Raw genomic sequence first — 2,698 nt, forward strand, 5'->3', positions numbered from 1 at the left:
AGGTGTTATAGCGGTACGTAACATCAGGCCCCAATATCGGCTTGGTTTGAACCAGCGTACTTAACGGAATCATTTCTCCACCAGAGGAGCGCACGTGCAGCTTGGAAAGGTCTGATTCGTCATTTCGGTACTGCGCCTCGGCCTGCATCATCACACGATACACCTGACCAAACTTATTAAAGTCATTCACATAGAGAGAACCAAGTTGGGTCTGAAGCGTCATAAAAATTTCTGAAAGCGGGATACCTAGGTTCTTCGCCTTCACTCTGTCGACATCTACGTATAGCTGCGGAATATCAGCCGAGAAAGTACTGAAAGCAAAGGCAATTTCTGGGCGCGCATTCGCGGCGAGAATAAAACCGCCCATGGCCGAGGCAAGTGATGCCGAGTCTCTTCCCTGTAAGTCCGTAAGCACCATCTCCAAGCCGCTAGTACCGCCAAGTCCTGGAATGGCGGGCGTAGAGAAAGCTCGAACGTTCGCACTGGAGATGGCACTCAATTTAGCTTGCACACTATTCACAATCGCGGCCTGATGCAGAGCGGGATCCTTACGATCATCCCAAGGATCAAGCGTAACGATCGCCAAACCGGCATTCGATGAAACGGCGCCTGAAATCAAGCTAAATCCGCTGATGGTCATCACGTCACTCACACCCGCCTCTTCGTTGACGATGTCCGTCACCTGCTTCATCACTTCACCCGTTCGAAGCAAAGCCGCTCCCGCAGGAAGCTGAATATCAACCATAAATGCGCCCTTATCCTCATTCGGGACAAAGCCTTTTGGAAGCACGGTGAACACGCCACCAATCGAGACAAAAACAACCACGAGACACAGCGCAACAAGCGCTATTTTTCGAACACTCAATGAGACCAAGCGGGAGTAGCCATGCGTCATCTTGTCAAAATAACGGTTAAACGCGGCAAAAAAGACATTAGTCGTACCAGTGCTTGGCTTGAGCAAGGTTGCACACAAAGCCGGGCTCAAAGTCAGCGCGTTCAGAGAGGAAATTAGAACAGCAACAGAAATCGTTACCGCAAACTGGTTATACATTTGCCCGGTGATGCCTGGCATCAGGGAAACAGGAACAAATACTGCGAGCAACACGAGCGTCGTCGCGACAACCGGTCCGCTCACCTCTTTCATAGAAATCCGCGTTGCCTCAACCGGATCTAGACCGTCTTCGATATGCCTTCGCACATTCTCTACAACAACAATGGCATCATCTACCACCACGCCCACAGCCAGAATTAAGCCAAACAAGCTAACGGTATTGATCGAAAAACCCATCGCCAACATAACACCAAATGTGCCAACCAATGAGACCGGAATCGCGATCGCAGGCACAAGTGTAGAGCGCCAGTCTTGCAGAAAGATAAAGACAACAAAGATCACCAGCAGAACAGCTTGCACCAGAGCCGTGACTACTTCGTCAATCGACGTCTGAATATAACGCGTTGTGTCGTAAAGAATTTCGTATTCAATATCATCTGGGAAGCGCTCTGAGAGCTTATCCATCAAGGCATAAACATCTTCCGCGACTTGTAGCGCATTCGCGTCCGGAGATTGATAAACAGCGAGCACCACACCAGGTTTGTTATTCAGCTCCCCATACCAACTATAGCTAGCAGAACCTAGCTCAATACGGGCAATGTCTTTTAACAGTATGCTTGATCCGTCGCTTCTAGAGCGCACAATAAGGTTTTCGAACTGCTCTGGCGTTTCTAAACGCCCTTGAGTTTTCAAGGTATATTGGAACTGTTGATCAGCAGGCGAAGGCGCACCACCCAGTTGCCCCGCAGGTACCTGCACATTTTGCTCGTTAATCACCGACTGCAAATCGGCTGTCGTCACGCCAAGCGAGGCCATTCGAAGCGGATCAAGCCAAATACGCATGCCATAGTCTAGACCGCCCATAATCGATGCATCGCTGATTCCGTTAACACGTGCGATATCGCTTAAGACGTTGATATTAGTAAAGTTAGAGAGGAACAAACCGTCATAGGTTCCGTTCGGCGAGAACAAATTTACGACGAGCACCATCTCTGTCGACTTCTTGTCAACCTTCACACCCTGCTTAACCACATCGGCAGGCAAAGACGGATTCGCCCTGCTCACACGGTTTTGAACATTTATCTGGGCAAGGTCGGCATCGGTTCCAATTTCAAAGGTTACAGTGAGAACGTACGAACCATCATTAGCGCTTTTGGAAGACATATAAAGCATGCCTTCTACACCGTTCACCTCATCTTCAATCGGGGCGGCAACGGTCTGCTGGACCACCTGAGCATCTGCGCCCGGATAAGATGCAGAAACCTCTACAACCGGAGGCGATATTTTCGGAAACTCGGCTATCGGCAAAACTTGCAGGGCCAGAAAGCCCGCAAGAGAAATAACAATCGAAATAACAAACGCAAACTTAGGGCGACTGATAAAAAATTGGCTGAACATGTCAGAACTCCGCGCTAGCTTGCTGTAGGGATTTGAGCGGGCGTGCCTTCGGCTTTACTACCGACCCTGATTTTTTGCAATCCGTCGATAATGACATTGTCGCCTTCGTTCAAACCTTCTTTTATGACGATATTGACACCCTCATTTGAACCGGTGGTAACGGGCCGTTTCTCCACTACCTGCTCGTCATTCAAAATCAACAAAAACTTGCCGGCCTGGTCTTCTTGCACCGCCTTTTGGGGCACCACT

At 49.4% G+C, this 2,698-nt stretch carries 1 protein-coding gene and 1 pseudogene; both read right to left on the reverse strand.

Annotation, left to right across the window (positions count from 1 at the left end; all coding sequences use genetic code 11):
- Positions 1 to 2,449, reverse strand: a 2,449-nt coding sequence (locus tag A3751_RS10400; protein WP_068455449.1) for an efflux RND transporter permease subunit, incomplete at its 3' end; no start/stop codon positions are given.
- A gap of 14 nt (positions 2,450 to 2,463) precedes the next feature.
- Positions 2,464 to 2,698 (reverse strand): annotated as a pseudogene (locus A3751_RS22770) (hypothetical protein); the annotation flags it as partial.

The sequence above is a fragment of the Oleiphilus sp. HI0080 genome (assembly GCF_001635135.1).